Origin of the sequence: Roseibium sp. Sym1 (assembly GCF_027359675.1) — a bacterium.
GTDB lineage: Bacteria > Pseudomonadota > Alphaproteobacteria > Rhizobiales > Stappiaceae > Roseibium.
In genome coordinates, this window is sequence record NZ_CP114786.1 from 5,519,686 (window position 1) to 5,544,507 (window position 24,822).

25 protein-coding genes and 1 riboswitch are annotated in these 24,822 nt (G+C 61.7%); of the genes, 10 read left to right on the forward strand and 15 right to left on the reverse strand.

Translation table 11 applies throughout. The annotated features are described in order from the left end of the window. Nucleotides 1-202 precede the first annotated feature (202 nt). Nucleotides 203-967: a Vgb family protein gene (locus O6760_RS25605; RefSeq protein ID WP_269582480.1), complete on the forward strand. Its 765-nt coding sequence runs from the start codon at nucleotides 203-205 to the stop codon at nucleotides 965-967. 19 nt (nucleotides 968-986) lie between these two features. Here the strand turns inward: O6760_RS25605 and cydX are convergent, their stop codons facing one another. From cydX to cydD, 5 genes are all read right to left on the reverse strand, one after another. After that, nucleotides 987-1,106: a cytochrome bd-I oxidase subunit CydX gene (gene cydX / locus O6760_RS25610; RefSeq protein WP_269582481.1), complete on the reverse strand. Its 120-nt coding sequence runs from the start codon at nucleotides 1,104-1,106 to the stop codon at nucleotides 987-989. A gap of 12 nt (nucleotides 1,107-1,118) precedes the next feature. Continuing rightward, nucleotides 1,119-2,276, reverse strand: coding sequence for a cytochrome d ubiquinol oxidase subunit II (gene cydB, locus O6760_RS25615; RefSeq protein ID WP_269582482.1), 1,158 nt, complete (start codon nucleotides 2,274-2,276; stop codon nucleotides 1,119-1,121). Nucleotides 2,277-2,282: 6 nt separating this feature from the next. Next, nucleotides 2,283-3,890, reverse strand: coding sequence for a cytochrome ubiquinol oxidase subunit I (locus O6760_RS25620; RefSeq protein WP_269582483.1), 1,608 nt, complete (start codon nucleotides 3,888-3,890; stop codon nucleotides 2,283-2,285). Between the two features lie 410 nt (nucleotides 3,891-4,300). Continuing rightward, complete coding sequence (gene cydC / locus O6760_RS25625) at nucleotides 4,301-5,953, reverse strand: thiol reductant ABC exporter subunit CydC (RefSeq protein WP_269582484.1); 1,653 nt, start codon at nucleotides 5,951-5,953, stop codon at nucleotides 4,301-4,303. Then, nucleotides 5,950-7,737, reverse strand: coding sequence for a thiol reductant ABC exporter subunit CydD (gene cydD / locus O6760_RS25630; protein WP_269582485.1), 1,788 nt, complete (start codon nucleotides 7,735-7,737; stop codon nucleotides 5,950-5,952). Before cydD ends, cydC begins: the two co-directional genes overlap by 4 nt. A gap of 227 nt (nucleotides 7,738-7,964) precedes the next feature. Here cydD and O6760_RS25635 point away from each other — a divergent pair, with 227 nt between their 5' ends. Next, nucleotides 7,965-8,282, forward strand: a complete 318-nt coding sequence (locus O6760_RS25635) for a hypothetical protein (RefSeq protein WP_269582486.1) — start codon at nucleotides 7,965-7,967, stop codon at nucleotides 8,280-8,282. Nucleotides 8,283-8,402: 120 nt separating this feature from the next. Next, nucleotides 8,403-8,738 (forward strand): hypothetical protein, encoded by a 336-nt coding sequence (locus tag O6760_RS25640; RefSeq protein WP_269582487.1) that lies wholly within the window; start codon nucleotides 8,403-8,405, stop codon nucleotides 8,736-8,738. A gap of 89 nt (nucleotides 8,739-8,827) precedes the next feature. On the opposite strand, the gene O6760_RS25645 is transcribed toward O6760_RS25640, so the two are convergent. After that, complete coding sequence (locus tag O6760_RS25645) at nucleotides 8,828-10,327, reverse strand: CoA-acylating methylmalonate-semialdehyde dehydrogenase (RefSeq protein ID WP_269582488.1); 1,500 nt, start codon at nucleotides 10,325-10,327, stop codon at nucleotides 8,828-8,830. 311 nt (nucleotides 10,328-10,638) lie between these two features. Between O6760_RS25645 and O6760_RS25650 the strand changes: the two genes are divergently transcribed. Continuing rightward, nucleotides 10,639-11,520 carry a LysR family transcriptional regulator gene (locus O6760_RS25650; RefSeq protein WP_269582489.1) on the forward strand — a complete coding sequence of 294 codons (882 nt, stop codon included), beginning with the start codon at nucleotides 10,639-10,641 and terminating at the stop codon, nucleotides 11,518-11,520. Between the two features lie 481 nt (nucleotides 11,521-12,001). Here O6760_RS25650 and O6760_RS25655 read toward each other — a convergent pair whose 3' ends face one another. The 5 genes from O6760_RS25655 to O6760_RS25675 all read right to left on the reverse strand — a co-directional run bounded on the left by O6760_RS25655 (nucleotide 12,002) and on the right by O6760_RS25675 (nucleotide 15,377). Next, nucleotides 12,002-12,607 carry a thiamine phosphate synthase gene (locus O6760_RS25655; RefSeq protein WP_269582490.1) on the reverse strand — a complete coding sequence of 202 codons (606 nt, stop codon included), beginning with the start codon at nucleotides 12,605-12,607 and terminating at the stop codon, nucleotides 12,002-12,004. Continuing rightward, a complete protein-coding gene (locus O6760_RS25660; RefSeq protein ID WP_269582491.1) occupies nucleotides 12,604-13,377 on the reverse strand; it encodes a thiazole synthase in 774 nt (257 codons plus the stop codon). The genes O6760_RS25655 and O6760_RS25660 overlap by 4 nt, the downstream gene beginning before the upstream one ends. Nucleotides 13,378-13,380: 3 nt before the next feature. Then, nucleotides 13,381-13,578 carry a sulfur carrier protein ThiS gene (gene thiS, locus O6760_RS25665; RefSeq protein WP_269582492.1) on the reverse strand — a complete coding sequence of 66 codons (198 nt, stop codon included), beginning with the start codon at nucleotides 13,576-13,578 and terminating at the stop codon, nucleotides 13,381-13,383. Further along, a complete protein-coding gene (gene thiO, locus O6760_RS25670; RefSeq protein ID WP_269582493.1) occupies nucleotides 13,562-14,539 on the reverse strand; it encodes a glycine oxidase ThiO in 978 nt (325 codons plus the stop codon). Before thiO ends, thiS begins: the two co-directional genes overlap by 17 nt. 159 nt (nucleotides 14,540-14,698) lie before the next feature. Beyond that, nucleotides 14,699-14,819: riboswitch (TPP riboswitch) on the reverse strand. Between the two features lie 27 nt (nucleotides 14,820-14,846). Continuing rightward, a complete protein-coding gene (locus tag O6760_RS25675; protein ID WP_269582494.1) occupies nucleotides 14,847-15,377 on the reverse strand; it encodes a DNA topology modulation protein FlaR in 531 nt (176 codons plus the stop codon). A gap of 152 nt (nucleotides 15,378-15,529) precedes the next feature. On the opposite strand from O6760_RS25675, the gene O6760_RS25680 reads away from it, so the two are divergent. Continuing rightward, nucleotides 15,530-16,465: a pirin family protein gene (locus O6760_RS25680; protein WP_269582495.1), complete on the forward strand. Its 936-nt coding sequence runs from the start codon at nucleotides 15,530-15,532 to the stop codon at nucleotides 16,463-16,465. On the opposite strand, the gene O6760_RS25685 is transcribed toward O6760_RS25680, so the two are convergent. Next, complete coding sequence (locus O6760_RS25685) at nucleotides 16,434-17,405, reverse strand: DUF6030 family protein (protein WP_269582496.1); 972 nt, start codon at nucleotides 17,403-17,405, stop codon at nucleotides 16,434-16,436. The genes O6760_RS25680 and O6760_RS25685 overlap by 32 nt on opposite strands. Nucleotides 17,406-17,565: 160 nt before the next feature. On the opposite strand from O6760_RS25685, the gene O6760_RS25690 reads away from it, so the two are divergent. Then, a complete protein-coding gene (locus tag O6760_RS25690; RefSeq protein WP_269582497.1) occupies nucleotides 17,566-18,273 on the forward strand; it encodes a class II aldolase/adducin family protein in 708 nt (235 codons plus the stop codon). A 1-nt stretch (nucleotide 18,274) separates the two neighbouring features. Continuing rightward, on the forward strand, nucleotides 18,275-19,168 hold the full coding sequence (locus O6760_RS25695; RefSeq protein ID WP_269582498.1) for an ROK family protein: 894 nt from the start codon (nucleotides 18,275-18,277) through the stop codon (nucleotides 19,166-19,168). On the opposite strand, the gene O6760_RS25700 is transcribed toward O6760_RS25695, so the two are convergent. Both O6760_RS25700 and O6760_RS25705 read right to left on the reverse strand, forming a co-directional pair. Then, the gene (locus O6760_RS25700) at nucleotides 19,120-20,064 is read right to left on the reverse strand and encodes a class I SAM-dependent methyltransferase (RefSeq protein ID WP_269582499.1); all 945 of its coding nucleotides are present in this window, start codon (nucleotides 20,062-20,064) and stop codon (nucleotides 19,120-19,122) included. The two genes, O6760_RS25695 and O6760_RS25700, sit on opposite strands and share 49 nt — an antisense overlap. A 140-nt stretch (nucleotides 20,065-20,204) precedes the next feature. Next, on the reverse strand, nucleotides 20,205-21,107 hold the full coding sequence (locus O6760_RS25705) for a DMT family transporter (RefSeq protein WP_269582500.1): 903 nt from the start codon (nucleotides 21,105-21,107) through the stop codon (nucleotides 20,205-20,207). Between the two features lie 334 nt (nucleotides 21,108-21,441). On the opposite strand from O6760_RS25705, the gene O6760_RS25710 reads away from it, so the two are divergent. After that, complete coding sequence (locus O6760_RS25710; RefSeq protein WP_269582501.1) at nucleotides 21,442-22,020, forward strand: MarR family winged helix-turn-helix transcriptional regulator; 579 nt, start codon at nucleotides 21,442-21,444, stop codon at nucleotides 22,018-22,020. 32 nt (nucleotides 22,021-22,052) lie between these two features. Here O6760_RS25710 and O6760_RS25715 read toward each other — a convergent pair whose 3' ends face one another. Beyond that, complete coding sequence (locus O6760_RS25715; protein ID WP_269582502.1) at nucleotides 22,053-22,931, reverse strand: LysR family transcriptional regulator; 879 nt, start codon at nucleotides 22,929-22,931, stop codon at nucleotides 22,053-22,055. A 96-nt stretch (nucleotides 22,932-23,027) separates the two neighbouring features. Here O6760_RS25715 and tmpA point away from each other — a divergent pair, with 96 nt between their 5' ends. After that, complete coding sequence (tmpA, locus tag O6760_RS25720; protein WP_269582503.1) at nucleotides 23,028-24,170, forward strand: 2-trimethylaminoethylphosphonate dioxygenase; 1,143 nt, start codon at nucleotides 23,028-23,030, stop codon at nucleotides 24,168-24,170. Next, on the forward strand, nucleotides 24,167-24,763 hold the full coding sequence (gene tmpB / locus O6760_RS25725; RefSeq protein WP_269582504.1) for a (R)-1-hydroxy-2-trimethylaminoethylphosphonate oxygenase: 597 nt from the start codon (nucleotides 24,167-24,169) through the stop codon (nucleotides 24,761-24,763). Before tmpA ends, tmpB begins: the two co-directional genes overlap by 4 nt. Nucleotides 24,764-24,822: the final 59 nt, after the last annotated feature.

Here is a 24,822-nt window from a genome sequence, read left to right on the forward strand (position 1 = left end):
ACCATGTAATGCCGCTAGACTTCGCCTTTGCCTGTGGAATGGGGAACATGGGTTCAGGGACCTTGAACCCCGAGTTAGCGGAGATGACACCATGCGGTCGGTTTTTGCGGTCTTGCTTCTATCCCTGACGGGGTCACCGCCCGCATTCGCCCAAGATACCCCGGCCCCCTTTGCCGCCTTTGACAGAGCCGGTCCGGAAGTTTTGAGAGATCCCCACGACCTCGCCTTCGGGCCGGACGGGCTGCTTTACGTTGCGGACAAGTTCGGTCATCGCATTGCCGTTCTTGATCCCGATACGCTTGAACTTATCGAGACACTCTCGGAGGGCAAGCTTCCAGGGGTCCATGACATCTCCTTCGGCGCCGACGGCAAGGTCGCCGTCGCGGTCACCGGTCTCAGCAGCGTTTATGTCTATTCCGGTGTGGAAACGCTCGGCACGGCACCAATGGCGATGCTACCGGCGGCGCGCACCGAAGGCGCCCTCGCCCACAGCAACGGCCGGATCTATGCCATGTCGGGCGGCACTGCCGAGCTGATCGCCTATGAAAACGGCGAGGCCGTCGGAAGCGCCGGCAGTCATCCGGGGGCGCATGACGTTGCCGAGGCACCCGACGGGTCAATCTGGGTCGCCGACAATTTCAACCGTCGCCTTGTCCGCTACTCCCCGGACCTCGCCCTGTTGCAGGTTGTCGATGGGCCCCAATTCGGTTTTGCCGGACCGCGCTATCTGGATGTCGACAGTTTCGGACGCCTGGTGGTGGCCGACCAGGATGCGCACCGGATCCTGATGATCGACCCGGAGGGCGAAGACGGTGCCGTTCTTGTCGGAGTCCTCGGCACCGGCTGGCCCGGAAAGGGACCAAACGAATTCGATGACCCGGAAGGCATCGCCATCCGCGGAAACGACTATTTCATTTCCGACAGCGACAACAACCGCGTGGTCAAATACACGGTTGCCATCAATTGATGCGCGCGCCGCTGAACCTCTACCGGTTCTCCTCCAGACGGCGGCGCTCGTCCTCGGAGCGCAATTCCAGCCACATGGCGTTCAGGATGGCGAGGCAGCACGCCAGCGGCATTCCGAGGATCCAGGCAAAGTACCACATCAGTCCATCTCCTCAGTACGCCGTGTGATTGTCGCGTTCGATCGTTTCCTCGTCCACCTTGCCCCACAGAACCTTGTAGACCCAGGCGGTGTAGGCAAGGATGATCGGCAGGAAGATCGCTGTGGCCACCAGCATGTTGAACAGCGTCCTGTGGCTGGACGACGCGTCCCAGACCGTCAGGCTTGCTTCCGGCTGAATGGAAGACGGCAGGATAAACGGGAACATGGACACGCCGACGGTCGAGATGATCCCGAAAATCGCCGTTTTCGAAACAGGAAAAATCAGCATTTCAAGCCGCGTCTGCAACAGGACCAGCGTGCCGAACAGGCCCAGGAAGCCAAGGGCCGGCGCCAGCCAAAGCACCGGATGGACCGAGTAATTGTAGAGCCAGGCGCCGCCCTCGGTTATCGCCTGCTTGGCGAGCGGATTGGCAGCCATGTTCGGATCGATCTCCGACGTGATGCGGAAACCTTCAACATAGCCGGAAGAGACCAGGTAGCCGCCGAGCGCAAACAGCACCAGTCCCAGTCCGGCGGCCAAAGTGCCGAACTTTCGGGCGCGCTGTGCGATGTCGCCGGTGGCACGCATCACCAGCCAGACGGATCCGTGCATGACGAGCATGGCGACCGACAACAGCCCGCACAGCAGCGAAAAAGGAGAGAACAGACCGAAGAACGAGCCCTCGTAGGTCATGCGCAGATCGATGTCGAGCGTGAAGGGAATGCCAAGCAGCACGTTGCCGACCGCCACCCCGAACACCAGTGCCGGCACGAAGGAACCGGTAAACAGCGCCCAGTCCCAGGCGTTGCGCCACGAAGGGTCCGGTCGCTTGGACCGGTATTTGAAGGCCACCGGCCGCAGGATCATGGCGGCAAGCACCACGAACATGGCCAGGTAAAAGCCCGAGAAACTGATGGCGTAGAGCGGCGGCCATGCCGCGAAAATCGCGCCACCGCCGAGAATGAACCAGACCTGGTTGCCTTCCCAGGTCGGCCCGATGGTGTTGATCACGACACGCCGTTCGATGTCGGTCTCCGCGACAAAGGGCAGCATCGCGCCGACGCCCATGTCGAAGCCGTCCATCACGGCAAACCCGATCAGCAGCACGCCGAGCAGCAGCCACCAGATCATCTTCAGCACCGAGTAGTCGATCAATTCGTAAAGAACCATGTCTGATTACTCCGCAGGAACAGAGGCTGCATTGGGGATGATCGGTTGAGCGGCGGCGGGAGGCTGTTTCTGTTCGGCCTCGCCGTCATCCGGACCTATCTTGATGTACTTGATCATCAGCGTGATCTCGATCACCAGCAATGTGCTGTACAGGGCGATGAAACCGGCCAGCGTCAGCAGCACCTCGATGATCGACAGGCTCGACACGGCGGCCGATGTCGGCAGCATGCTCTCGATGATCCAGGGCTGCCGGCCGTATTCGGCAACGAACCAGCCCATTTCACAGGCAATCCAGGGCAGCGGGATCGCCCAGACCGCCACGTGCAGCAGCCAGCGGCGTTTCTCGCGCAGTGCGTCAAGCTGTCCCGACGAGGAATAGTAGAAGAACACCGCGGTGATCAGGATGAAGAAGAAGCCGCAGGCGACCATGATCCGGAAGGCGTAGAACATCGGCCAGACTTCCGGAACGGTCGACCAGGCCGCCGCGTTCACCTGTTCCCTGGTAGCCTCCATCGGATTGTCCGTGAACGGCAGCAGCAGATAGGCGTAGCCGAGCGAGTTCTCGTTCTGCAGGAAGGTCTCGCGCACATCCGGGCTCACACCTGCCGGGTCCTGCCGGATCTTCTGAAGCGCGTCCCAGGCGATAGCGCCCTGGCGGATGCGGTCCTTGGTGCGGTCGACAAGATCCTTGATTCCGGGAATGACCGTATCGAGGGACCGGGTCGCGATCAGTCCCATGACATAGGGAACCTCGATCGCGAAGACGTTTTCATGCTTTACCATGTCCGGCCAGGCGACGACGTTGAACGAGGCGGGCGCCTCCTCCGTCTCCCACATGGCCTCGATCGTCGCCAGTTTCATCTTCTGGTTCAGGTTGGCCTCATAGCCGCTTTCGTCCCCGAGCACGACAACGGAAAGCGCCGAGGCGAAACCGAAGGCGGACGCGATCGCCATGGAGCGCTTGGCAATCGCGATATGGCGGCCTTTCAGCATGTACCAGGCCGAAATTCCGAGCATGAACATCGCCGCGGTGACATAGCCGGCCGACACTGTGTGGACGAATTTGGCCTGGGCCACCGGGTTGAAGAGAACGTCGAAAAAACTGGTGACTTCCATGCGCATCGTATCGGGATTGAACGCCGCCCCGATCGGATGCTGCATCCAGCCATTGGCGATCAGGATCCAGAGCGCGGAAAAGTTCGTGCCGATCGCGACCGCCCAGGTCGCGGCCAGATGCTGACGTTTCGACAGCTTGTCCCAGCCAAAGAAGAACAGGCCGACAAAGGTCGCTTCCAGGAAGAAGGCCATCAGGCCCTCGATGGCCAGGGGAGCGCCGAAGACGTCGCCGACATACTGGCTGAAATAGGCCCAGTTCATGCCGAACTGGAACTCCATCGTCAGGCCCGTTGCCACCCCGAGCACGAAGTTGATCCCAAACAGCGTGCCCCAGAACTTGACCATGCGTTTCCAAACCTCTCGGCCGGTCATCACATAGACCGTTTCCATCGTGGCGAGCAGAATGGACAGCCCGATGGTCAAGGGTACAAACAGGAAGTGGTAGAGCGCTGTCATGGCAAATTGCAGCCGGGACAGGTCAACGACGTTCAGTTCCATCGTATTCCCCCTTTTCAGGCCCGTTCAGGCCTGAGCAAAAACCTGGTCGAATTCTCGGATTTCCCGCAGGCCCGGCAATCGCGGTGTGTTCGATATGAAAACTGCTGCGCTTGCCAATCCCGTCGAAAAGCCAGCCAGGAAAATGAGTCTTCGGATGTCGCGATGGTGGCCCAGCCCCCGGGCAAGGTCAATGCGACACTTCAGTTTGAACAACCGGAAAGCGAGAAAAACCGGCCACGAAATATATGCAAAAAGAACGCTCTAGGCTGTTGTGACACATTAAACGACTGGGCTCGTTGTGGTCAGGACCGTTCCTGAACAGGCGGAAAGCGCAAGGACGTGCAGCGCACTTTCGAGCATTTCCAACGCCTTCGGGGACGATCCTGGACCACCCCCGAAAGGACCGTCTCTCAGGGCAGATGCAGGACCCTGTCGGCACGTCCGAGTTCAACCCGTTTGTGCGTGATCATCAGCACCGCTGCGTCGCCCCTGAAGGCAAAGAACCGATCCAGCACCGCCGACGCCGTTTCGGCATCCAGGCCTTCCGTCATCTCGTCGAGAATGAACAGGGCCGGCCGCGTCAAAAACGCGCGCGCAAGCGCGAGCCGGCGCTGCTCGCCGCCCGATAGCCCGAGCCCGCCCTCGCCCAACACGGTGTCCAGTCCCTGCGGACTGTTGCGGATCCGATCCGCCAGCGCCGCGTGGTCCAGGGCGGTCCAGAGAGCACCTTCATCCGCGCCGGGTCTGGCGATGCGCAGGTTGGCCGCCACCGTATCGTTGAAAAGGTAGGGACGCTGCCCAAGCACCGACACCGTCTTGCGCAGTGTCTCTTCCGGCACCCGGTCCAGTCTCCCACCGCTCAGAAGAATGTGCCCGCTCACCGGCACGATCATGCGGGCGGCCAGTGCCGCGATGGTGCTTTTGCCGCAGCCGCTGCGGCCGGCCACGCCGAGAACCTCGCCGGCGGCGATCCGGAATTCCAGACTGTCCAGTACGTTCCGCTCCGCTCCCGGATAACGGAAGCATACCTTTTCGAAGGCGAGTACACTTGCCGCGGCCCCGGCCGGCGGCCGGACTTCCGAAACCGGTTCCCGAGTTTCCGTCTCAGCCGCCCCAGGCAGAAGCGCGCCCGAGCGACCGGCTGCCAGTGCAATCCGGGGCAAACGGGCGAGACCCGGAAGAAGCTGGCCGATGCTTTCGGGAAGCGCCATCACCACCAGAACGAGACCTGCGGCAAAGGCCGCGCTGAAATGGCCCTGAGAAGCGCTCCAGACCGCCACGCCCAACGTGGCTGCGAGGAAGATTTGTCCGATCAGGCTCGAGGCCGCGGACAGCCTCAGAACCCGCCTTTCCTCGCTTGTTTCCGCAGCCATGAGGCGCTCCTGTGCCGACAGGACGCTCTGCGTTGCCGCTTCGAGACCTCCGTAAATGGCAAGATCCCGGCGCCCGGCAACGAGATCGGCTGCGCGCAGGCGCATTGCTTCCAGGGCGGCATCCGCCCTGCGGGCCGTTTTTCGATCCGCGCGCCGGACCGACAGAAGCATCAGGGCAAGCCAGGCGCCGGCAAAGACCAACCCGACGGCAAGCGCAGGACCAGGGACGTGCGCCCACCAGATGACAAGCGCCACAAGCAAAACGGCGGCGACCACCCCGGGAACGACCAGTCTCAGATAGACCGTATCCAGGGCGGCAATGTCGAGGGTCAGCCGGTTGAGCAGCTTGCCGGAACGGACGCCGCGTTTCCGGCTCGCGGAAAAGCCGGAAAAGATGCGGTTGCGCAGATGCGCCAGAAACCGGAACGTCGCGTCGTGGGTCAGGATGCGCTCGCCATAGCGTCCGCCGGTTCGCAAGATGGCCAGTGCCCTGATTATCGCACTCGGCGCGAAGATGTTGAGGAAGACGCCGGACATTCCGGCGATCGCAGCGGCGGTGATGAACCAGCCGGACACGCCGAGCAGAAGAATGCCCGCGGCGGCAGGCACCAGCGACATGAGAAGTCCCAGCAGGAAAAACCGCCGGTCATGCCTGTACTGGGCAAGGATGATCTGACGGATGGCGCTCATTCGACCAGAGCCTCCGTTTGCGCAGGAACGATTTCGCCGAGGTCGACCACCCTCCCGCGAAGTTCGAGCACCGCCGGGTCGTGGGTCGCGATTACCGTCGTCCTCCCGGCCGCCAGGCGCGCCAGTCCAGCGATGACATCGGTTGCCGTTTCTTCGTCGAGTGCCGCCGTCGGCTCATCCGCGATGAGGAGCGTTGCTTCTGTGCGAAGGGCCGCCCGTGCCAGCGCGATCCGCCTGATTTCGCCGACAGACAGGCCGAACCCGTCTTCGCCGAGGGGCGTCGCCAGACCACGCGGCAAACGCTCCACCAGGCCGGCTGCACCGGCGAGTTGAAGCGCCTCCCAGAGATCGGCATCGGAAACGGCCTCGGGCCGGCAAGCGCCTTTCAGCAGATTCGCCTTGAGGCTGCCGTGAAACAGGCGCGGGGACTGGCCGAGCCAGCACACCGATTGCAAAAACCCCGGCCCAAGTTGCCGTGGCGACGCTCCGTCAATGCCGATCTCGCCCGAGCTGAGCTGATGGAAGCCGAGAAGGCAGTCCAGCAGGCTTGTCTTGCCGCTGCCGCTAGGCCCCGTCAGGAGGACGGTCTCGCCGGATCGTATCTCGAGGTTCAGGTTCCGGAAGACGGTTTGTGTGCCGAGGACAAGTGTAGCCGACCCGACGCGAACAGCTGGCGGGCTCTGGCATCCCGGCTTCACGCCCGCATGCCTTGTCCCCCCACCGGCCGCAAGCGGCTCTACGCTGCCGCACTCCTCCAGGATCCGCGAGAGTTTTTCCTGCGCGGCCAATCCGCCCGCCCGGTCGTGATAGGCGGCGGCATAGGCCCTGAGCGGCGCAAAGAATTCCGGTGCAAGCAACAGAACGAAAAGACCGGACGCATATCCAAGCGGATCGGCCCATGTCCCGATGGAAATCTCGCCCAGAAGCGAAAAACCGACATAAACGGCGCAAAACGCAATGCCGAGCGCGGAAAACAGTTCCAGAACCGTGGAGGACAGGAACGCGATCCGCAGGACACGCATCGTGCCGATACGGAACCGCTCCCCCGCCGCGGCAATGTCGTCGCGGGTGCGTTGCAGGGCGCCGAAGAGTTCAAGTGTCTCCAATCCCCTGATCCGGTCCAGCAGGATCCCGCTGAGCCGCGTCAGTTCCTCCTGCTGATCCGCGCTGGCGGCTTTCGCCTTCATGCCGATCAACGCCATGAAAACGGGAATGAGCGGCCCGCACACGAGAAGGATCAGGGCAGCCATCCAGCTGAACCAGGCCGTTGCCAGGACGATCGCCAGGGGAACGATTTTCAAACGCAGGACCTGCGGCACAAAGTTCCTGTAATAGGGGCCCAGGTGATCGACCTGCTCCGTGACATGGGCCGCGAAGGCACCGGAGGACGGAAAGTCGGCTGCGGGCGAGGTCCGTGCAGCCGCGGCGAGCAACTGCGTGCGGGCACGGTTCTGCAATGTTTGCGCTGCGCTGCGGGCAAGATCAGAGCCCAGGCTTTGGAGCACGACCCTGACCGCCGCAAGAACGACGAGACCCGCGAAACACGCCAAAATGCTGGCAACAGTGGCATCCGAAGGCACAACCGGCGCGGCATGCAATGCGGTCAACAGGGTGCCGAGCGCAAAGGCGACGAGACCGGCCTGAGGTATCCAAAGGAGATCGGATGCAGCCAGAAGGAGCCCGCTGCGCCGCAGCGTCTTTCGTTCCCGCTCGCCCGGGTGACCGATGGCGCGGTCCATTTGCGTCTGCCCGGCATTTCCGGTGCCCGGATCTTGTTCACTCACACTCTTTTGCATCGGCCTGTGATGTCGCGCTCCCCTCGCGAATTCAAGCGGCGTATTGCCACGTGTACGGCTTGATGTCCCCTTTTTTGTGCTCAGCTTCCACCGAACAAGACCATTTTCTCAACCGGTGCAACCTCGGCGCCTGAAAACACTCCTGACAGCAAGCTGTCAGGACCCCTGTGTCATCTTCATCCAGGGATCACCCCTTCTAGTACATGGAGATAACAATGTCAGACCCCTGCCTCGAACTCGTCATTTTCAAGGTGAAGGACGCGGACAAGGCCCGACTTGCCCGCCGCGCCGCACAGGACACGGTCAAGGCCTATGAGGGCTTCCTGTCCTGGACTGCCTATGAATCGGACGAGGACAACAATCTGTTTGCAGACGTCGTGCTGTGGAAGGATCTGGAAACGGCCAGAAAAGCGGCGGAAAAGGTGATGAAGGATCCCGGTTTTGCCGCGGTCATGGCCGAAATCGACGGACTAGTATCCATGTCCCACTATCACGCCGACCGTACCGTGACGGCCGCCGCGAAGGCGGCCTGACGACCCTACGCAAGGCTCCGCGACAACTCCGTCCGTGGAGCCGGTCCCTTGCCATCGGCACGGAAATGACGGCCTATGACCGGAACGGGTTTTAATCGGGACACCTGACCGGAGGACGTCATGAGCGATCGCAGACCTGGCCTCGGCGACTTTGGCTATATCATCGCTGCCCGCGCTGTCGCCTCTTTGCTGGTGGCACTTGGCGTCACCCTGGCGGCGCTGCTTCTGATTTCCGGTTACTATGGTCAGGCGGTACTCGGCCTCGCGGTTTTCCTCTTTGCAGCCTTCTGGGCCTATTGCCTGGTCAGGGACCTGGAACACGGCAAGGTCCTGTTGCCGTTCGGCTACGTATACCGTTCTAAACAGCCTTCGGCTTTCTGGATCTTGTTTTGCCTTTATTGCGTCCTGATCCCGCTTCTGGCCATCGGCACCGCGGGATATCTCCTCGGATTTTGAGCCTGACCCGTTCAACAGGCATTGCCATCAGCTGAAAAAAACGCTCCCGATCGGAACCGGGAGCGCGCTTCAGGTCAGCCTTTGGAGGCTTACTTCATCGTCGGGATAACGAACTCGGCGCCATCCTTCAGGCCGGACGGCCAACGGGAGGTGACGGTCTTGGTGCGGGTGTAGAACTTGAACCCGTCCGGACCGTGCTGGTTGAGGTCACCGAAGCCGGATTTCTTCCAGCCGCCGAAGGTATGGTAGGCGAGCGGCACCGGGATCGGCACATTGATGCCGACCATGCCGATATTGATGCGGGAGGCAAAGTCGCGGGCCGTGTCGCCGTCACGGGTAAAGATCGCGGTGCCGTTGCCGTATTCGTGGCTGAGCGGCAGGTCGAGAGCTTCCTCGTAGTTCTGCGCGCGGACAACGGAGAGGACCGGTCCGAAGATCTCGGTCTTGTAGATTTCCATGTCCTTCGTGACGTTGTCGAACAGGCAACCACCCATGAAGAAGCCGTTTTCATAGCCCTGCATGGAGAAGTCGCGGCCGTCGACCACCAGCTTGGCGCCTTCCTTGATACCTTGGTCGACCAGGCCCTTGACGCGGGCCAGAGCTTCCTTGGTGACCAGCGGACCGAAGTCGACATCGTTGCCGGCGGTATAGGGACCAATCTTCAGGGCCTCGACCTTCGGCGCCAGCTTCTCGATCAGCGCATCCGCTGTGCTTTCGCCAACCGGAACGGCCACGGACACAGCCATGCAGCGCTCACCGGCGGCACCGTAACCGGCACCGATCAGGGCATCGGCGGCCTGGTCCATGTCGGCATCCGGCATGATGATCATGTGGTTCTTGGCACCGCCGAAGCACTGTGCGCGTTTGCCGGATGCGGTTGCGCGGGCATAGACGTATTGTGCGATCGGCGTGGAGCCGACGAAGCCGACCGCCTGGATGGTTTCATCGTCCAGGATCGCATCGACCGCGCTCTTGTCGCCGTTGACGACGTTCAGAACACCTGCCGGCAGGCCGGCCTCGATCATCAGTTCGGCCAGCATGATGGGCACGGACGGATCGCGCTCGGACGGCTTCAGGATGAAGGCATTGCCACAGGCAATCGCCGGGCAGAATTTCCACATCGGGATCATGGCCGGGAAGTTGAACGGCGTGATGCCGGCAACGACGCCGAGCGGCTGGCGCATGGAATACATGTCGATGCCCGGACCGGCGCCCTCGGTGAACTCGCCCTTCAGCAGGTGCGGTGCACCGATGCAGAACTCGGCCACTTCGAGACCGCGGATAACGTCGCCCTTGGCATCGGGAAAGGTCTTGCCGTGTTCACGCGACAGGGCTTCCGCGAGCTTGTCCATGTCGCGGTTGAGCAGGTCGACGAATTTCATCATCACGCGGGCACGGCGCTGCGGGTTCGTGGCCGCCCATGCCGGCTGCGCCGCGGCAGCGTTGGCGATGGCCGCGTCCATTTCGGCCTGGCTGGCCAGCGCAACCTGCGCCTGGACTTCGCCGGTGGCCGGATTGAACACATCCGAATAACGGCCGGACGTGCCTTCGACACGCTTGCCGCCAATGAAATGACCGATCTTTTCCATGTCGCGTTTCTCCCAAAATGTCTGACGCGCCGGCGCAGCAAGGTTCCCGCCGGATCCGCAGTCTTTTTGACTTTATTTTTTGCAATAAACAAGATCCAGAATTCCGGACCTGTTGTGCATTTTTTATAGTTATGGCAAATAAGCGCCTGATGTTGAAGACATCTTCTCCATTGTCATCCCCGCGCAAGCGGGGGCCCGGTAACCCGAGACGGCGATTGTAGCCCAAAAGCGCTGCGGCGTACCGGACCCCGGATCTTCGCTTCGCTGCGCCCGGGAGGACAATTGGTGGGGAATGAACCAAGGGTCCTTGCATGAATTGGGATGACATCCGGATATTTCTGTCAATCGCCCGCACCGGCCAGATCCTCGCCGCCGCCCGGCGGCTGGGCCTCAACCACGCCACGGTCGCCCGGCGTCTGACGGCATTGGAGGACAGTGTCGGTACCAGACTGTTCGACCGGTCGACGTCAGGCTGCATCCTGACCGAGGCAGGCAGCCGCTTCATGGACCGTGCCGAACGGATCGAGGCGGAAGCCGTTGCCGCCGAGGCCGACCTCGGTGGGGACACGCCCGGTGTCACCGGCACGGTCCGCATTGGTGCACCGGACGGGTTCGGCGTTGCCTACCTCGCTCCCCGGCTCGGCAAGCTGACCGAAAAACACCCCGGCCTGACAGTGCAACTCGTGCCGGTGTCCAGGTCCTTTTCCCTGTCGCGGCGAGAAGCCGACATCGCTGTTACCATCGACAGGCCGGAAACCGGCCGCCTCGTGGCCGGCAAACTGGTTGATTACACACTCGGCCTTTACGCATCGAAAGCGTATCTGAGAACCCACGGCACACCCAGGGCCGCAAGCGATCTAAGCGCGCACGATCTGATTGGGTATGTCGAAGACCTGCTCTACTCGCCTTCCCTCAATTACGGTACGGAGATCGTCAAGGACTGGACGTCACGCTTTGAAATCGCCTCGGCGCTTGGGCAGACCGAAGCCGTCCGGAGCGGCAACGGCATCGGCATCCTGCACGATTTCATCGCGCGCGAGGACAACAAGCTTGTGCCTGTGCTTCCGGACATCAAGCTGAACCGGGCCTATTGGATGGTCACGCACGAAAGCTCCCGGCCGCTGCGCCATGTCGCCGCCGTTCAGGACTTCCTGCGCGATCAGGTCGCACGCGACAAGGCAATGTTTGGATGAGGCCCCATTGCCCTTGCCCTCGCTGACGTCGTTGCCGGACTTGATCCGGCAATCCATGCCGTGACTTGCCAATCAAAGGCCGCCCTCTTCATGGGAGAAGAAACGGCGCGGATGCCATGGTCAAGCCCACTGCTGTCCGGTTAAACGCGGCTCAGTTACAACAGGTCATTGATTCATTGTCGATATTTACGCTTTTTCCGATCCGGGACACGTAGCGTCTTGCCGCTTGCGCCCCTCTCCCCCCTGGAGGGGGAGATGTCCGGGAACCGGACAGAGGAGGGGGCGCAGCGGTTCCGCGAATTCGAAAAAGGCCTTGTTTGCCGAGAGGTTGAGCCCCCCCTCTCCTATCGGAGACATCTCCCCCTCCAGGGGGGAGACTGGAACAAGCGGCATAGCCTGATTGTGGTCAGAGGTTCCTGCTTAACCGGACAGCAGTGGGTCAAGCCATGGCATGACGTCGGTAAAGGTCATTTTTGTGTGTCTACCGCCACTTCTCCGTCGCCGCGATCCATTCCCGCGTGCGCGCTTCCGGGTCCGCATTGCGGGTGATGTCCGTGACAACCGCCGCGCAGTCCGCGCCGTTTTCAAAGACCGCCGGCAGACGCTCCGGATTGAGGCCGCCAATCGCGACCAACGGCAGATCACCGGCCTGGCGCTTCCACCTGGCGATCTTCTCCACGCCCTGGGGCGCCCATTTCATCTTTTTCAGGATGGTGGGATAGACCGGGCCCAGCGCCACATAATCCGGATCAACGGCAAGCGCTGTCTCCAACTCCTCACCGTCATGGGTGGAGACACCGAGTTTCAGACCAGCCTTTCGAATGGCACCCACGTCGGCCTCGGCCAGATCCTCCTGGCCGAGATGAACAAAGTCGCAGCCCGCGTCGATGGCGAGTTGCCAATAGTCATTGACAACCAGCTGACAGGCATTTTCCGCGCAGATTGCCTTCGCGTCCGCGATCTCCCGGCGCAGCACCTCCTCCGGCTGGTCCTTGATGCGCAATTGCACCAGCTTCACGCCGAGCGGCACCAGCCGCCTGACCCAGTCGGAACTGTCGAGGATGAGGTAAAACGGATCGAGCTTCATTCAAACACCGCCATTCCGATGACCGGGGTGGACGGAACCGCCATGTCGCGCGGTTCCAGGGGAATTGCCTCATAAGCCAGCCGGCCGGCTTCGACAGCCCGGGCAAAGGCCCCGGCCATGGCCACCGAATCGCCCGCCTTGGCGACGGCCGTGTTCAGGAGAACCGCGTCAAAGCCGAGTTCGAGCACATGCGCCGCATGGGAAGGCCGGCCAAGCCCGGCATCTACCACCAGCGGAATTTCCCTGAAATGCGCACGATAGCTTTTCAGCGCCTCCGGATTGACCGGCCCCCTCGCCGAGCCGATGGGCGCACACCAGGGCATCAGCACTTGGCAGCCCGCCTGGAGAAGCTTCTCACCGACGACCACATCCTCGGTTGTATACGGGAACACCTTGAAGCCGTCGGCGCTCAGGATCCGTGCGGCCTCGACAAGTCCGAAGACATCCGGTTGCAGGCTGTCGTGGTGACCGATCACTTCCAGCTTGATCCAGTCGGTGCCAAAAAGTTCCCGCGCTATCTTTGCCGTCGTGACCGCTTCCTTGAACGAATGGCAGCCAGCGGTGTTGGGCAGGACGCGCACGCCGAGTTCACGGATCAGTTCCCAGAACCGGCCTCCCGAACCACCGTTCGCTGTCTCCCGTCGGAGCGATACCGTCACGATTTCCGTACCGGAGGCCTTCACCGCCTCGCCGAGCACCTTGGGGGACGGGTATTGTGCCGTCCCCAGAAGCAGTCGAGAGGAGACGGTTTCGCCATAGAAGGTCACCACTGGTCAGCCTCCCTGCATGGGTGACAGGATCTCGATCCTGTCACCGGTCTGTAGAACACAGGCAGCCCGATCCTCTGCCGGGACAAGGTCACCGTTGTGCGCCGTTGCCAGGAAATCGTGGTCATAGGCCAGCTCTTCCAGAAGCAGGGCCAGCGTCGCACTCGCAACCTGCCGGTCCTCGCCGTTAATGATGAGGTTCATGCGCCGTCTCCAGGTCTTGCGAAAAAATGAGCTCTGCCGCTTCGGCGGCGAAATGGGGAGCCAGCAGGAAACCATGCCTGTAGAAGCCGTTGAGCGAGACCGTCCTCCCCTTGCGCCGGATACGCGGCAGATTGTCCGGATAGGCGGGACGCAGCCCCGCCCCGGTCTCGATGATCCTTGCTTCCGCGAACCCCGGATGGAGGCTGTAGGCAGCATTGAGCAGCTCCATTGTGGACCGCACGGTGATCGGGCCGCTATCGGCGCTCTCGATCATCGTCGCCCCCACCATGAAGTGATGATTGTCCCTGGGGACCACATAGACGGGGATCCGCGGATGCAGGAACCTGACCGGCCGGGACAGGGTCACCTCGGGTGCGTGCAGCAACAGCATCTCGCCGCGCACCGGCCTGAGGTCCGGATCCTCCGCCGCTATCCCGGTACAATCCACGGCAAGGTCTGCATCGGATCCGGCATGCTTTCCACAGCAGCAATACTGGACGCCTTGGCCGACCAGCTTGTCGAGCAGGCCGGTCAGGGCCTTGCGCGGGTCAAGATGTGCTTCCCTCTCGAAGAACAATGCCCTGGCAAAACGGCCTGCGAGATCCGGTTCAAGGGCGCCGATCGCGTCGCGGTCAACATGGCTGAAACCATCGGTGCGCGCCGCGAACCGGTCAAGTTCCCCGGTGTCCCTTGGCGAAGCCACCACCAGTGTGCCGTTTCGCCTGACAAGGCCAGGCACCGCCCTGTCCCACCAGTCAATCGATCCACGTCCCAGGACAAGCACTGCCTCTTCGGCATTTTCCCGTTCGCACCAGGGTGCGAGCATACCGCCAGCGAGCCAGGAAGCGCTCCGGCGCATGTCGCGACCGCGCTCAAGCAGGCTCACCTCTGCTCCGCGTCCAATCAGCTCCAGTGCAAGCGCCAGTCCGGCGACACCGGAACCGCGAATTTCCACCTTCATGGCAGCCCCACTCGTGTGGACAGCCGCCCGGGGGGCATCGTCAGGGAGACAATGATCTGCGCCAAGTCCGCACTCCGGCAAGGCAGGCACCACCTTGCTTCTCAGGTGGTCAAACCGGAACGGGACGGCTGAAAGGGACACGGGGCGGATCGACCCTGAACAGTCCCTGAGGCACCCTCCCTTCGCCAGCATGACCTGGATCAGGTTCGTCGGGTCCCTGCGCCGCGCAATTGCGCCAGCAGTATCTCAGCCCCTTGTCGGGACACCCCGGGTGAAGTTTCCTTGTGCCGTCGCCAGACCGGTCCTGTCAAGGGAGTGCCTCCTGATCGAGACTTGCAAGGAATGAGCGGACCTCGGCGAGCGTGGTCAGCCGATACACCGCGAGATGTGCGGGTGGTGTCCGGTAGACAGCCTCCAGCTTGTCGCGTGCGGAGTTCCGCGTGCGCCAGATGAAATGGAGAAAATCGACGGTCTGCAGATTGAAGCGCTCGGGACAACCGTCGGGCAGATCCGGCCGCGTGCGTCCGTAGTGTTTCATCGACCGCCTGAGGACACGGAACAGACGCAGGCCGACAGGCACGTCCAGCCAGACAAAGGTGTCCGCCCGGGCGACCCGCTCCGCATACGTGCCGGAGTGTCCCCCCTCGAAGATCCAGTGGTCCTGGATGTGCACCTCGTGGGTCAGCCGGTCTTTCTCCGCTCTCGGGCGCTCCACCCAGCCGGAGCACCAGTGGATTTTGTCCATATGGAAGACCGGCAGACCGGTTTTTTCTCCCAATGCCGTGGCGAGCATGCTCTTGCCGGACCCGGGACCGCCGACGATCATGACGCGTTTCATGGGACACCTTCGAGGAAAGCGAGGGAAAGGGTTGGCGGTTATACACGGTCCGGTCAGGAAGGAAAGCCGGAAACAGACTGTTCAATGGACACATTCGTGGCCGCAACCCTATCTAATTGGCACATGGACGATACGAATTGATGGAGAGGCCGATGAGCTGGTTGAACTGCCCCGACCCCGTGCCGGGAAACGCATCGAGTTGCGACCCGATCGATACGGTCATCGTTCCGCGCACGTCGGATCTTGGCGGGTTTTCCGTGCGCCGCGCCCTGCCCTCGGCCAAGCGGCGCATGATCGGCCCGTTCATCTTTTTCGACCAGATGGGTCCCGCGGAACTTCTGGTCGGCGGAGGCATCGACGTTCGGCCTCATCCTCATATCGGTCTTGCCACCGTGACCTATCTCTTTGAAGGCGAGATGTATCACCGGGACAGCCTGGGAACCGAAATCGCGATCGCTCCGGGAGCGCTCAACTGGATGAACGCCGGCAAGGGCATTGTGCACTCGGAACGCGAACGTCCGGAACGCCTTCAGGCAAAACGGCCACTGTTCGGCCTGCAGAGCTGGGTCGCCCTGCCAAAGCATCTGGAAGAAAGTGACCCGAGCTTTCAGCACTTTGGCACGGAAGAGCAGCCGGAATTCGCCGACAAGGGGGCTTCGGTGAAACTGATCGCCGGAGATCTCTATGGGCACAAGGCGCCGGTCTCGACCGCATCGGACATGTTCTATGCCGACATTACCCTGGAACCCGGCGCAAGAATTCCCCTGGACGCGGGCTGGGAAGAGCGTGGCCTCTACACGGTATCAGGCCAAATCAGCATCGCGGGCCAGAGCTTCGATCCGGCGCAACTCCTGGTGTTCAAGGCCGGCGATCACCTTGTGGTCGAAAACAACGGCCTGGTGCCGGCGCGTTTCGTGGTGCTTGGTGGAGAGCCGATGGACGGCCGCCGTTACATCTGGTGGAACTTCGTGTCTTCGTCGAAGGAACGAATCGAACAGGCCAAGGAAGACTGGCGCCAGGGCCGTTTCGACACGGTGCCGGGCGATGCAGAGGAATTCATTCCCCTTCCCGAGCGTCAGGGCCCCTGACACTCCAGCCGCTTTCCAGCGGCGGAGCCTTCTCGAACCTGTCGGCAGGCCGGATCAGATCCGGCTCGCCGAAATTCATGATGATGTTGAGGCGCCCGCTGGCGAGCGGATCTCCAGTCAGGTCGGGATTTTCGGGGGCCACGGACAACCGGACCCCGTGATGAACCGTCTCGAGTTGGTCGAAGTCGGACACCGCCTTGCGAAAGGCGGCCGGGACGGTCCAGCCGTAGCGCCCGGCGAGCGCGTCGATGACCAGCCAAACGGCCTCCAGGCCGATCGTTTTCTGACGCGGGTCCTCAACGACCAGCTTGAGCCTCAGATAATCCACCCTGTCTTCGGAGGAGCCGCGCAGCAGAAAAAACAGCGTCGTCGGCCCGAAATCGACACTCGGCGTCGTCAGCAGCACAAGGTCGGATGCGCATTGCCAGCGATCCGTCTTGAACGGCGCCTTCCGCCACCCGGGATTTCCGAGGCCGAGCTCCCTGAGCTCTGCACAAAGCGCATCCGGTTTGCCGAGAAAGCTTCGCTTCAACTCCGCCGACAATTCGGGCGATTGCCGCAACAGGTTTTCGCGTGATGCCGGTTCCAGATCCTGAAGCGGATCCGCCAGCCCCGTTCCGGATGCCGCTTGCGGCATGCCGTCGTCCTGCGCAGCCTGGAAGACGAGGACACCGATCGAGCCCCCGGCCGCCAGAAGCGCGAGCGTGCCCCAGACATAGTAGGACGTCACAAATGACGATCCGGTCCGGTTGGCACGGGAAGCCTTTGGCGCCGCTGCTGCCGGCGGGTCGGCAAAATGGCCGGCATCCGGCTCTGCCCAGCGAGGTCCGGTCGTGCGTTGCACGGCTTTCCTGCCCCCCTGAGCGGTTTTTCCGTTGCCGGGTTTGGCCGCCATCCCGGCTCTGAGCAGCCGCCTGAGCTTGTCCGCAAGTCCTGCCATGGTTTCCTAAACTGCCGAGGCTCCAGACCGGATGGTCAAGGGTTCGGGATTTATCGATACAATCTCTTGAAAACGCAACCGGATACCTGTCATCTATGCGGCGCGGCCGCCGGGCCGCACCGTGCCGTCTTGTTGCAACCGCTGTTCCTTGAGGTTCAGGATGCCCTCCTTTCCAGGCGACTCCGCCGAATTGCGCCGAGAAATCATTGACACGGCCCGTTCGTTGCCTCGTCTCGGACTGACCAAGGGCACATCGGGCAATGTCAGTGCACGCACCGAATCCGGTTTTTTGGTGACACCGTCCGGCATTCCCTACGAAGCACTCGCGGAAGACGCAATCGTCGCGCTTGACTTCGATGGCTGCTATCGGGGGGATATCCTGCCGTCATCCGAGTGGCGCATGCATATGGACTTCTACCTGGCGCAGCCGGGCTGCGGCGCCGTCGTTCACTGCCACAGTCCACGAGCCACGGCGCTGTCCTGTCATCGACGCGGCATACCGGCCTTTCACTATATGGTCGCATTGGCGGGAGGCGACAGGATCGAGTGTGCGGACTATGCCAGCTTCGGCACCCGGGCCCTGTCGGAAGCCATGATCGCGGCTCTTGGCGAGCGAAGCGCGTGCCTTCTGGCCAACCATGGCCAGATTGCCGGTGGCCCGACCCTCCGCAGGGCGCTTTCGGTTGCAGAGGGTGTCGAGGACCTGGCCGACCAGTATCTGTCCGCACTGGTGCTGGGGGAGCCGGTTATACTCGACAGCGACGAGATGACCGAAATCCTGAGAAAATTCAAAACCTACGGCAAACAGACCACGGAACTGGGCGATGACCAGGCAGCCGCTTTCGAGCTGCCGAAACGGATAGGCTGACATGCGACTTGGAATTGACTGGGGCGGAACCAAAATCGAGATCATTGCGCTGTCCGCCGCAGGTGCGGAGATCTTCCGCAAGCGCGTGGATACCCCCCGGGACGACTATGAAGGCTGCCTGCTCGCGGTCAAAAGCCTGGTGGATGCGGCCGAACAGGCGACCGGCGAGACCGGCACGCTCGGCCTCGGCATTCCGGGGTCCCTGTCGCCGAGGACGGGACTGGTCAAAAACGCGAATTCCACCTGGATGAACGGCAAGCCTCTGGACAAGGACCTGCAACGGGTCCTCGGCCGGCCTGTACGCATCCAAAACGATGCCAATTGCCTGGCGGTGTCCGAGGCGACGGATGGCGCAGGCGCCGGCGCCCACGTCGTGCATGCCATCATCATCGGCACCGGAAGCGGTTCGGGAATTGCGATCGATGCCAAGGCCCATCTGGGCGCAAACGGCATAGGCGGCGAATGGGGGGCGATCACCGTTCCCTGGCTGAAACCGGAAGAATACCCGGGGCCGGATAGTTGGATCGGACACAAGGGTGTCATCGACCGCTGGTGCTCGGGAACCGGGTTTCAGCTGGATTACCAGGACAGGACCGGCACCTTGCTGAAAGGTCACGAAATCATGGCCCTGAAACGGTCAGGGGATGAGACGGCAAACATCGTCTACGAGGCTTACGTCAGCCGGCTTGCCCGTGCGCTGGCCATGTCAGCCAACCTGCTGGACCCGGATGTCTTCGTGCTCGGCGGCGGCATGTCGAATATCGACGAGCTCTATGAAGACCTGCCCCCGGCCATGGCACCCTACATTTTCTCGGATTCGTTCGAGACGCCAATCCGCAAGGCCGTTCACGGAGACAGTTCAGGCGTCCGCGGTGCTGCCTGGTTGTGGGGCTGAGGCCGCCAGAACTTGAGACATTTCAAGAGATTTTTCCAGCTCGGCCGCAGCTCGCGCTCAATTGCCTGGCGGGTCTTGTCCGCTCCGGCCCTGTAGTGGCGGCTGGTTACGTCCGGGTCGGGCTTTTCCCCGAGACGGAACAGGAAGGAGTCGGACTTGTTCTGCTTGACCAGCTTGCAGCCGAGGGATGCCATCATGCCGACCAGCGCGTCCTCGGTGAAATAGTATTTGTGAGCGATGTGGAAATGCTGCAGCCACTGACGCGCCCGCTGCCGGTCAATGATCGGTGTCGCGACCAGCAGCAGTCCTTCCGGTGTGCAGCATTCCTCGATGATTTCGCGCATCTGACGTACCGGGTCGATCATGTGCTCAATGACGTGCGAGACAACAACAAGATCGTATCTTCTGGACGGGTCGTGCGGTTTGATCCCGTTCTCGAAGGCATACTGGCTGTATTTGTGCTCCACCTCATACAGCGACAGTTCCTTGCCGGCTTCGATGAAGTCCGCGGTCTTGCCACCCGCGCCGCCGCCGTAATCGAGCACCGTTTCGAACGCATCCATCGTGTCCGCGAAAAACGGGACAATGGACAGCGCCTGCTGTTCGCGAAACAGTTGCTGTGGCGAACGATCGGTGCGCTTCACATTGCCGTAGACATTGCGATAGTAAAAATCCGCGGTGTCCTCGGTGAAGTACGGATTGGCTCGCAACGTGCCACAGGTCTCGCAGGCAACGATCGGCTGGAAATTCCTGTGGCGGGACACCGTTGAAACCACCGTGGCTTCCGTGCTGCCGCATGTGCACTTTGTGTACTCAAACGAGTGCTTTTCGATGTCGGGGAATTCGTCGAATTCTTCCCTGAACTTGTAGATGGGCTTGTTGATGTCGAAAAGCATGCGCCGGCTCTGAAGCGATTGAAGGTGCCCCGCTGGTATCTGACTGCCGAAGCACCTGTCAACCGAATCCGTCCCTCTGCGTCGGCTGGTCCCGTCGCCTTCCGTCCGGCAAGCCTTTTTCCAATTCCCCTTCTCGTCTTTCAGGCCACCCTGCGGCCGAGAGTCACCAATACGATGCCGGCGCCTACCGAGGCAACGGCCGCAAATTTGGCCACATTCGGCACTTCTCCGAACACGAGATAGCCAAGTCCGAGACCGATGACGGCGGCGACCGAGCCGATCTGGCTCAGATAGACGGGCCCGGCGGTGTGCTGAAGCCGGAAATAGAGCCCGTATTGAACCGCGAAGATCGCAATCTGGGCAGCAAGCAGCCCCGCAGCAGCGGCGGACCAGGTTTCCGGAGTGACGGACACGCCTGCCAACACGTTGAAAACCGACAGAGCCACGAAGCCGGTCGCCATCATTCCAAGCGCAAGGTCGACGGGCCTCGCCCCGACAGGCCAAAACAGCGTGCGATAGATGTTTCCGGATGCAAGGAAGACGGGGATCGCAAGAGCAATCATGGACCAGCCGGAGGCTTCCACGGCGAGGTCGGCACCCGAGACCGCGAGCAGAACACCCCCGGCGAGGCCGAACAGGACACCGGCGCCGCGCAGCCAATGCAGTCTCTCAAGACGCAGGACAACCGCAAAGGCATAGGTCAGAACCAGTGGAAAGGCGAAACTCAGGGACACGAACCCGGCGCCAACCTTCGGTGCGGAGACAACTGCGATCATGTTCGGTGCGATGAACAGCAGGCCGCTGACCACAAGATAGAAAAACAGCTGTTTTCCGACCGGAACAATCGGTACGAGCGACCCGCTTTCCCTTCGTCCCGTTGCCAGTCGGGTGATCAGGTAGAGCCCTACGGCTCCCCCCAGAATGGCCCACTGCAACAGGGCGAGCGGATGCCAGCCCGCGACGGGAGCCGCCTTTGCGATCACGGTTGAAACCGCCAGGAAACTGCCAACCACAAGCAACAGGACCAGGGGCTGTTCAAGCAAATTCTGGCTTCGTCTCGCACCGGTTGCCGCCGGAGATCCGAGGTTTGCCGTCCTCGTGCGTGGGTCAGATCTGAGTGCATCCGACATGGGACCTTCCTTTCGCATCCTTCGGCAAAAGCACCCCGCTTCGCCACTGTTGAACGAGATAGCATTTTTTATCTTTATTTCAAGATACTTTATATCAAGATTCTTGAACGCAGTTGACATTGCTGCCGTTTCCAACGAAGATACCGGCGTGAAAATGATCTAATTTTCAGTGCCTTAACGCCTCACATCACCATCGAGAGCAATGATCCGGGAGGCTTGAACCTTGAAAAAATCTGGACGGCAGGCAATGACAAAGGCGCCAACGGGACAGGAGCGACCGAAAGACAATCTGTTCGGCGACCCGGAAGACCTGCTGATCGACAGGGCAGAACGCGCCCGCCGGCAATGGCAAAAGGAAATGCCCGAGGTGAAAGACCGGCTGGCACCGATGGTGCTGCTTGGCCGGTTGAATGAGGCAGCCCAGGTCATGAGCCGGGATTACCTGGCTCCCGCCTACGCGGATATCGGCCTGAAAACCGGCGAATTCGACGTTCTCGCGACCCTGGTCCGCTCCGGACCGCCTTACAAGCTGACCCCCACGGAACTCTATCGGTCCACCATGATGAGTTCGGGAGGCATGACCGCCCGGGTGGACAAGCTGGAGAAGGCCGGACTGGTGGAGCGCTGCCCCCACCCGGACGACCGCCGTGCCCTCACCGTCTGCCTGACCGAAAAGGGACTCAACCTGATCAAGTCCAAGATCCCGGACTACGTCGAAATGCAGCATGAAGCCGTCGGCGGATTGAACCTCGAAGAACAGAAGCAATTGTCGGATCTGCTGGAAAAACTCATCCGCTCGGCCACGGATCCACTGGCAAGGACCTGAACCCGACCGCACAGGGAAATCCTCGTCCCGCCTCACGCTCCCTCCCGGGGGACCGGATCCTTCAGAATCGTTTCCAGCCGGTTCCACTGCCGACGTGACACGGCTTCATTCGAAGCCAGCAGCCAGTAGCTCTGGTGACAGGACAGACTTTCCTCACAAACCCGCAGCAGCTTTCCGCCGGCCAAATCACCGGCGCACAGGGGCAGCGACGCCAGAAGAACACCATGACCGGCACGTGCCGCCGCAAGCGCAGACACGAACGTGTCAAAACGCAAGGCAGGCAATGGCGTGGTCGGAGTGCCATGGCGCGCGCTCCACTCGTTCCATCCCGGGCGCGGCCCGGAAAGCGCGATGCGCGGCAACTCCTTCCAGTCAGAGGCGGATGCCAACAGTTCCGGCGCAGCGACCGGCGCTATCATCTCGTTGTAGAGAGGCACCTTGTAGGCAACGGGCCAGTCCCCTGCCCCGTAGCGGATCCGGATCGTGTCGTCCTCCTGCGCCGCGCCCGCTGCCAGCACCATCGTCCGCAAGGAAAGCTGCGCGCCGATATCTTCCGTCAGTCTGGCCAGGCGAGGCAGGATCCAAAGGTCTATTATCGAGGAACTGGCCGAGATCGTCAGCCGGCTCCGCGCTGCACCGAACAGTCCCTCCGAGCTTTGCCTCAGACTTTCGAACGCCGTCTGAACGTGAGGAAGCCAGGTTTCGCCTTCCACGGTGAGTGCGATGCTGCGGGCCTGCCGAAGGAACAAATGTGTGCCGAGCTGTTTCTCAAGCTTGTCAATGCGCTGGCTGATCGCAGACTGGGTCACGCCGGTTTCCTGGGCAGCCGCGGTAAAGCTGCCGGTACGCGCGGCGGCCTCGAAGGCGCGGATCCATTCCAGCGGCAAGTTGTCAAATCTGGCCCGTTCCATTAGTAAATCGCACTCTCAGACACAAAATTCCTAATTTGATTTAATGAATAGATCCTTCGATCCTTGCATTCAACCGAGGACAAGAGGACCTGGACCATGCTGGACGTTTCCATCCACGATGCCGGAACATATCTTGCGCTGACGCGGGATGACATGTGCCACCGATTTCACGCTATCTGGCTGCGGGACAATGCGGCAGACGCCGCGACGCGCGCGCCGGGGAACGGACAACGCCTGATCGCGCTGCGCGATATCGATCCGCATATCCGGATTTCGGCTGCGACGATCAGCGCCGGATCGCTGCAGGTAACATTCATGCCGGAAAACAAGACCGTCGATTATGACCTGACATGGCTGTTCGACAATTGTTACGACCGTGCGCCCGAGGAACGGTCCGGCTGGACGGCGCCGGGTATCGAGACCTGGGATGCCCGGTTGAACGACCATGTGCCGTCGGCCGACTTCGGCACGGTCCGGGCGGACCCGCGCGCCAGGCAAAGCTGGCTCGGGTCTCTTGCCCGCTACGGGTTCGCCAAGCTGACAGGCGGACCTGTCGAGGACCTGGCATTGATGAAGGTGGTCGAGCTTTTCGGCTTTGTCAGGGAAACCAATTACGGCCGCCATTTCGAGGTTCGCACGGAGGTCAATCCGACCAACCTCGCCTTTACCGGACTTGGCCTGCAGGCGCACACGGACAATCCCTACAGGGATCCGGTGCCAACCATCCAGGTGTTGTATTGCCTGGAAAGCTCTGCCGCGGGCGGCGAGAACATGGTTGTCGACGGTTTTGCCGCCGCCCAGCGCCTCAAGCAGGAAAATCCGGACTGGTTCAGCGCGCTGAGCCGCTATTGCGCCCGGTTCGAATATGCCGGTGAACAGGGCGTTGTCCTGAGATCGCGAAAACCGATGATCGAACTGGCCCCGGATGGCGAACTGGTCGCGGTCCGCTTCAACAACCGTTCGGCTGCCGCCATCACCGACGTCCCTTTCAAGGACATGGAAACCTATTACGAGGCCTATCGGCGGTTCGGAGAAATCATCGATGACCCGGACATGGAGGTGACCTTCCGGCTGGAACCGGGCGAGTGTTTCATCGTCGACAACACGCGTGTGCTTCATGCCCGCAAGGCCTATTCGGGTACCGGCACCCGCTGGTTCCAGGGCTGTTATGCCGACAAGGACGGGCTGCTGTCGACGCTGGCGGCGTTGCAGGCGGACCTGCCGGAGGCGGCGGAATGACCACACCCGTTTCGAGCGCACTGACCCGCGAGACGATTGTTGCGTTTCTCGGTGACATATTCGAGCGCTGCGGCGACGCGGAATATCTCGGCGAGCCTGTCACCATGGCGCAGCACATGCTTCAGGGCGCGACGCTTGCCGAACAGGGCGGGCTCGACGAGGAGGTCATTGTCGGCGCGCTGCTGCATGACATCGGTCATTTCACATCCGAATTCGGCACATTCTCGATGGATGACACGGAGGACCGGCATCACGAGGATGCAGGAGCGGAGGTTCTGGCCCGGTTCTTCCCGACGGCGATCACCGATTGCGTACGCTACCACGTTGCCGCCAAGCGCTATCTGTGCGCGACACGGCCGGACTATTTCAAACGTCTCTCCGAGGCTTCCGTTCATTCGCTGAACCTGCAAGGCGGTCCGATGACCGAGGAGGAGGTTCGGGAATTCGAGAAGAACCCGAACCTGAAGAAGATCATCCAGGTCCGCTATCTCGACGAGGCGGGAAAACAGCCCGACATGGAGACACCGGATTTCTGGCATTTCGCCCCGATGGTGCAACGGATTGTCGACCGGCACATGGGAACCCCGGACTGAACGCCCGGGGACAAACGCGGCCGGGTCGAGGACGTTTTCTCTGGGTTCCCGGCAAGCAT